Source organism: Aquabacterium parvum, assembly GCF_001447195.1.
Lineage (GTDB): Bacteria > Pseudomonadota > Gammaproteobacteria > Burkholderiales > Burkholderiaceae_C > Aquabacterium > Aquabacterium parvum.
In genome coordinates, this window is record NZ_LFRI01000484.1 from 24,979 (window position 1) to 31,278 (window position 6,300).

The 6,300-nt window shown below is 65.5% G+C and carries 5 protein-coding genes, 1 pseudogene and 1 riboswitch; of the genes and pseudogenes, 5 read left to right on the plus strand and 1 reads right to left on the minus strand.

Going from position 1 to position 6,300, the window contains the following annotated elements:
- Positions 1 to 106 precede the first annotated feature (106 nt).
- From ABG80_RS18320 to ABG80_RS18340, 5 genes are all read left to right on the plus strand, one after another.
- The gene (locus ABG80_RS18320; protein ID WP_083506260.1) at positions 107 to 1,210 is read left to right on the plus strand and encodes a GGDEF domain-containing protein; all 1,104 of its coding nucleotides are present in this window, start codon (positions 107 to 109) and stop codon (positions 1,208 to 1,210) included.
- A 23-nt stretch (positions 1,211 to 1,233) separates the two neighbouring features.
- Positions 1,234 to 1,336, plus strand: a riboswitch (S-adenosyl-L-homocysteine riboswitch).
- Positions 1,337 to 1,451: 115 nt separating this feature from the next.
- Positions 1,452 to 2,915, plus strand: coding sequence for an adenosylhomocysteinase (gene ahcY / locus ABG80_RS18325; protein WP_058089032.1), 1,464 nt, complete (start codon positions 1,452 to 1,454; stop codon positions 2,913 to 2,915).
- Between the two features lie 210 nt (positions 2,916 to 3,125).
- A complete protein-coding gene (locus tag ABG80_RS18330) occupies positions 3,126 to 3,902 on the plus strand; it encodes a TlyA family RNA methyltransferase (protein ID WP_058089033.1) in 777 nt (258 codons plus the stop codon).
- Positions 3,903 to 3,928: 26 nt separating this feature from the next.
- On the plus strand, positions 3,929 to 4,765 hold the full coding sequence (metF, locus tag ABG80_RS18335) for a methylenetetrahydrofolate reductase [NAD(P)H] (protein WP_058089034.1): 837 nt from the start codon (positions 3,929 to 3,931) through the stop codon (positions 4,763 to 4,765).
- A gap of 226 nt (positions 4,766 to 4,991) precedes the next feature.
- Positions 4,992 to 5,618 (plus strand): OmpW/AlkL family protein, encoded by a 627-nt coding sequence (locus tag ABG80_RS18340; protein WP_058089037.1) that lies wholly within the window; start codon positions 4,992 to 4,994, stop codon positions 5,616 to 5,618.
- A 167-nt stretch (positions 5,619 to 5,785) separates the two neighbouring features.
- Here the strand turns inward: ABG80_RS18340 and ABG80_RS24105 are convergent.
- Positions 5,786 to 5,893 (minus strand): annotated as a pseudogene (locus ABG80_RS24105) (PEP-CTERM sorting domain-containing protein); the annotation flags it as partial.
- Positions 5,894 to 6,300: the final 407 nt, after the last annotated feature.

Consider the following 6,300-nt stretch of genomic DNA (forward strand, 5'->3'; position numbering starts at 1 on the left):
CCTTGAATCTAGGGTTCTCCCGTGAACCGGCCGTGAATCGCTGGGCCGCTTTTTGCGCCGGGCGGCTCACGCTGGCTCAAGTTCGGTGAGCCCGGGTCGACATCTGATGCAGCGAATCTTCAAAGAGAAAATGGGCGCGATGGACCGCATGGAGCGCAAGCCGGGTGACCCGGGTCGCCTGGACTCGGGCGCGAGCGTGTTCGCGCGCCTGATGCTGGTCGTCAGCGTCATCGCCGGGCTGGCTCACCTGGGCTTCATCGGCTTGTTCCTGCGGGTGCAGGTGCCGGCGCTGGCCCTGGCCAACGTCGCCAGCGTCCTGGTTTATGTGCTGACGGCCATCCTGATCAGGCGCGGTCGGCTCACGCTGGCGACCTTGTTGATCGTGCTGGAGGTGCTCCTGCACGGGGTGGTGGCCACGGCGATCATCGGCTGGGCGGCGGGCTTTCACCACTACCTGCTGTTGGTCATCCCTGTGGTGATTGTGAGTGCTTACTATCGCTATTCACTCAGATTTATCTTGGCTTGTGCCGTGGCGCTGCTGTACATCGGCCTGGACATGGCCTACCGCGAGGCCACGCCAGCCGTGGCCGTGCCCGCACCTTTGATCGATGGGCTGCACTACATCAACCTGGCCACGGTGTTGCTCATGCTCGGGGTGTTGGCCACGGTCTACCAACGCCTGGTCTCGCGTGCCGAGCAGAGCCTGCACGAGCTGGCCTGCACCGACCCCCTGACCCAGTTGCGCAACCGCCGCTTCATGATGGAGGTGGCCCAGCACGAGGCCGCGGTCGTCGAACGCGGAGGGCGCCCCTTGAGCCTCCTGCTGGGTGACATCGATCACTTCAAGCGCATCAACGACCAGCACGGCCATGCCGTGGGCGACGGCGCGCTGCGTGCGATTGCCCAGGTGCTGCGCGACGGGGTGCGCGAGGTCGACCACGTGGCGCGCTGGGGTGGCGAGGAGTTCCTGGTGCTGCTGCCCGGCACCGAGCTGGACGAGGCGCAGCAGGTGGCCGACCGACTGCGCAGGGCCGTGCTGGCGCTGGCCGAAGTCGACGGCCGTCGCCAACTCGGCTTGAGCATCACCCTGGGTCTGGCCGAGCTGAGACCTGGCGAAAGCATCGAGCAGGCCCTCATGCGCGCCGACCGCGCGCTCTATGAAGGCAAACAAGCCGGTCGAAACCGTGTGGTTCTCGCAGGACAAGCCTGAGGCCTTGCGCCTATAATCGCGCCACTTTCGAGGAGCGTTGCAAGGCCCCGTCCCGCTGTCCAACACGGCGCGACCCGCAGGCCCCAGGCTCGAAAGCCTCTCCATTTGCAACGGCGCTCACCCGCATGTGTCCCGCTGGGTGAGTCATTCCTGCTTCACGTTCCCACGTTTCGTCGGCGCTGAAGTTGTTCCCCCTCCCGGCAGCGCACGGCGGCTTTCAGAACTCTTTCGGAGCTGAGTCATGAACGCTGTGTTGAAGAACCTCGAAACCTCCCACAAGGGCGTCGACTGCGTCGTCGCCGACATGTCCCTGGCCGACTGGGGCCGCAAGGAACTCACCATCGCCGAGCACGAGATGCCCGCGCTGATGGCCATCCGCCGCGAATACGCCGCCAGCCAGCCCCTCAAGGGCGCGCGCATCACCGGCTCGCTGCACATGACCATCCAGACCGGCGTGCTGGTCGAGACCCTGCAAGCCCTGGGCGCCGAAGTGCGCTGGGCCTCGTGCAACATCTTCTCGACGCAGGACCACGCCGCCGCCGCCCTGGTGGCCAACGGCACGCCCGTCTTCGCCTACAAGGGCGAGTCGCTGGAAGACTACTGGGACTACACCCACCGCATCTTCGAATTCGGCGCCAAGGGCAGCAAGGGCGAAGGCCCCAACATGATCCTGGACGACGGTGGTGACGCCACGCTGCTGATGCACCTGGGCAAGAAGGCCGAGACCGACCCGTCCGTGCTGGCCAACCCCGGCAGCGAAGAAGAGCGCATCCTGTTTGCCGCCATCAAGGCCAAGCTGGCCGTTGACGGCACCTGGTACAGCCGCAAGGGCGCCGAAATCATCGGCGTGACCGAAGAGACCACCACCGGCGTGCACCGCCTCAACGAAATGAGCGCCAAGGGCACGCTGCTGTTCCGCGCCATCAACGTCAACGACTCGGTCACCAAGAGCAAGTTCGACAACCTCTACGGCTGCCGCGAATCGCTGGTCGACGGCATCAAGCGCGCCACCGACGTGATGGTGGCCGGCAAGATCGCCGTGGTGGCTGGCTACGGTGACGTGGGCAAGGGCTCGGCCCAGGCCTTGCGCGCCCTGAGCGCCCAGGTGTGGGTCACCGAGATCGACCCCATCAACGCCCTGCAGGCCGCCATGGAAGGCTACCGCGTCGTCACCATGGACTACGCCGCCGACAAGGCCGACATCTTCGTGACCGCCACCGGCAACAAGAGCGTCATCACCTACAAGCACATGGAGGCGATGAAGGAAAACGCCATCGTCTGCAACATCGGTCACTTCGACAACGAGATCGACGTGGCCGAGGCCGAAGCCAAGTGCAAGTGGGAAGAGATCAAGCCACAGGTCGACCATGTGATCTTCCCGAGCGTGGATGGCAAGCCGGGCAAGCGCATCATCATGCTGGCCAAGGGCCGCCTGGTGAACCTGGGTTGCGGCACCGGCCACCCCAGCTACGTGATGTCGTCGAGCTTCGCCAACCAGACCATCGCCCAGATCGAGCTGTTCACGCGTCCTGACGCGTACGAAAACGGCAAGGTCTATGTGCTGCCCAAGCACCTCGACGAAAAGGTGGCCCGCCTGCAACTGGTGACCCTCAACGCCCAGCTCACCGAGCTGAGCGACGAGCAGGCCGCCTACATCGGCGTGTCCAAGCAGGGCCCTTACAAGCCCGATACCTACAGGTACTGACCACCCCCTGCGGCCTTCGGCGGCTTGCAGCCCGCGTCCACCCGAGGACGGGCGGACCCTTCGTGAGGCTCGGACAGTCCGCAAGGACTGTCCAAGTCCACACTCAGCCCCCTCAAGGGGGCAACCACCAGCGGCCCGGCCAAGCCGGATCCAGGGTGGTTGCTGGATCAAACCGCGCGGCGCAAACAGGCCGCGCGCAAAAGGAATTGAATGCCAAGAGCCGACCAACTGCTCGTCGCCGGGGGCCACGCGCCAACCCGTTCTGCCGCCCACCGACTGGTGGAAGCGGGTGCCGCGCAATGGCTCGGCCCCAAGGGCTGGACCAAGCTGCGCAAGGCCGGTGAAGACCTGCCTGAAGACGCTCAGCTGCGCGTCACCAACGACGACGAGCTGCGCTGGGTTTCCCGCGCGGGGCTCAAGCTCGAAGGCGCCCTGGCGCACATCGGCCTGGACGTGACGGGCATGCACTGCCTGGACGTGGGCCAGTGCACAGGCGGCTTCACCGACGTGCTGCTCACGCAAGGCGCGGCCAGCGTGGTCGGCGTGGAAGTGGGCCATGGCCAGCTCCACGACAAGCTCAAGGCCGACGCCCGCGTGGTCTGCCTGGAGAACGTCAACGCCCGCGAGCTCGATGACAGCCCGCTGCGCGAGCACGCCCCGGCCGATGGCTTCGACCTCATCGTCGCCGACCTGTCCTTCATCGCCCTCTCCAAAATCGTGCCGCACCTGGGGCCCTGGCTCAAGCCGGGCGGACAGGTCGTCATGCTCATCAAGCCGCAGTTCGAGGTCGGCAAGGAGCACGTCGGCAAGGGCGGCGTGGTCAAGGACCCGGCCCAGCACGCCCGCGCCCGCGACATGGTGCGCCGCGCCTGCACCGACCTGGGCTGGAAGGTGCACAAAGGCTTTGCCAGCCCGATCGCCGGTGGCGACGGCAACCTCGAGTTCTTCATCTGGGCGCAGTCTCCCACCGAGACGCCCCAAGCCTGAATCAGCCAGATCCCTCGCGTGACCCCATGACCTCCCTGCCCATCAGCTTCGAGTTCTTCCCGCCCAAGACGCCCGAAGGCGTGGACAAGCTCGCCGCCGTGCGCCAGCAGCTCTACCCTTTGAAGCCCGAGTACTGCTCGGTCACCTACGGCGCGGGCGGCTCCACCCAAGACGGCACCATCCAGACGGTGCGCGCCATCCTGGCCGAAGGCTTCGATGCGGCGCCGCACTTCTCGTGCATCGGCGCGAGCAAGGCCAGCGTGCGCGAGCAGCTCGCCCAGTTCAAGGCCGACGGCATCAAGCGCATCGTGGCCCTGCGCGGTGACCTGCCCAGCGGCTACGGCGGCTTCGGCGAGTTCAAGTACGCCAGCGAGCTGGTGGCCTTCATCCGCGAAGCAACCGGCGATCACTTCCACATCGAGGTGGGCGCCTACCCCGAGATGCACCCGCAGGCCCGCAACCCGCAGACCGACCTCAAGGCCTACGTCACCAAGGTGATGGCGGGTGCCGACGTGGCCATCACGCAGTACTTCTTCAACACCGACGCCTACTTCCGCTTCGTTGAAGACGCCGAGAAAGCCGGCGCCAAGATCCCCGTGGTGCCGGGCATCATGCCGATCACCAACGCCAGCCAGCTCATTCGCTTCTCGGACGCCTGTGGCGCCGAGGTGCCGCGCTGGATCCGCACCCGCCTGGAAGGCTTTGGCGACGACAAGGCCTCCATCCAGGCCTTTGGCCTGGACGTGGTCACCGACCTGTGCGACCAGCTTCGTGCCGGTGGCGTGCCCGGCCTGCACTTCTACACGATGAACCAGGCCACCACGGTCAAGGCGCTGTGCGAGCGCCTGGGCCTGACAGCCTGAACGGGCTCCTGGCAAGCCCCCTGACCCCGTTTTGTTGCGCGCACGAGCCGCAGCGTGCGCGCCATCTGATCCTGGTCAAGTTCAGACCACGGCCAGGCATGCACCCGGGAGGGTGAGGCTGCCGACTTGCGCTGAATCAAATTTCACCCGGGGTGACCCTGATGCAATGGACCCATGGCGAATCGCAGGACGCGTCGCCAAGGCAACCTGCAAGAAGGATCACACCATGAAAAACACCTCCGCTCTGACCCGCCTCGCCCTGGCCGCTGTCGCTGCCGCATCGCTCGCTGCCCCCGTGGCATCGCAAGCCGCTGAAGGCCCCTGGCTGGTGCGCGCCCGCGCCGTGAACCTGGATCCGGCGAACAAGGACTCCACCGGCCTGGACCTCAACGTCAACAGCAAGGTGATCCCTGAGCTGGACATCACCTACTTCTTCACCCCGAACATCGCTGCAGAGCTGGTGCTGACCGTGCCCCAGAAGCACGACATCAAGGCCGGTGACACCAAGATCGGCTCGCTCAAGCACCTGCCCCCCACGCTGTCGGTCCAGTACCACTTCCTGCCGACGTCGAACTTCCGTCCCTATGTGGGCGTGGGCGTGAACCTGACGCTGTTCTCCGACGTTGACTTTGATCCGGCGGTCCGCGCGGCCCTGCAACCTTCGGTTGAAAGCAAGAGCTTTGGCATGGCCTATGGCGCTGGCTTCGACTACAAGCTGACCGAGCAGGTCTACCTGAACGTGGACGTCAAGAAGGTGCACATCCACGCCAAGGTCAAGGCCTTCGGTGAAGACGCCGGCACCCTGAAGGTCAACCCGGTGCTGTTCGGCATCGGCATTGGCTACCGCTTCTGATCTTCGCTGCCGCTGATGGCGGCAACTGAAAAAGGCTCCCTCGTGGAGCCTTTTTTGTTGGCGCTTTGGTGGGGCTGCGCGCACCATCGACTTCGCGCTGCGGGCTGGCGCACGCCCATGAAAAAAGCCCCCGGAGGGGCTTTTTCGGGACCGTGCCGAGCAGGGTCTCAGTCGTTGACGGCTTCGCGGCGACGGCGAGCCATGGTGCCCATGGCCAGCAGGCCGGCGCCCAGCAGGGCGTAGGTCGAGGGCTCGGGCACGGCCGGGGTCGGGACCACGGTGCCGATTTTGATCGACTTGATCATATCGGCGATATAACCGTAATCGCTGGGATCGAGCTCGGCCGAGACCAGGAAGGACTTGAAGCTGTCAGCCAGCACGAAGCTGGAAGCGTCCAGACCGATGGAGCGCTTGACCGAAGAGGTGCTCACGGCCAGGCCGTTTTCTTCGCCGAAGCTCGAGGTCACCACGGTGGCGGTCAGCAGTTCCTGGTTTTGCAGGTTCAGCAAGGGCAGCACCGACGAGCCAACCAGCAGGTTGCCGGTCAGGGTTTCAGGCCCCTCTGCGAGGCGCCCATTGCGCAAAGGAAACTGACTGCGTTGTGGCAAGGTGGGAGCCGGCGCCGCCAAAGACCGGACAGTCAATGGCGCGTGATGCCCGACAGTTAGGGTGGTCAAGGGTG

Coding starts and splice junctions, on each gene's coding strand:
- ahcY (WP_058089032.1), top strand. CDS start 1,452: ATGAACGCTGTGTTGAAGAACCTCGAAACCTCCCACAAGGGCGTCGAC.
- metF (WP_058089034.1), top strand. CDS start 3,929: ATGACCTCCCTGCCCATCAGCTTCGAGTTCTTCCCGCCCAAGACGCCC.
- ABG80_RS18320 (WP_083506260.1), top strand. CDS start 107: ATGCAGCGAATCTTCAAAGAGAAAATGGGCGCGATGGACCGCATGGAG.
- ABG80_RS18330 (WP_058089033.1), top strand. CDS start 3,126: ATGCCAAGAGCCGACCAACTGCTCGTCGCCGGGGGCCACGCGCCAACC.
- ABG80_RS18340 (WP_058089037.1), top strand. CDS start 4,992: ATGAAAAACACCTCCGCTCTGACCCGCCTCGCCCTGGCCGCTGTCGCT.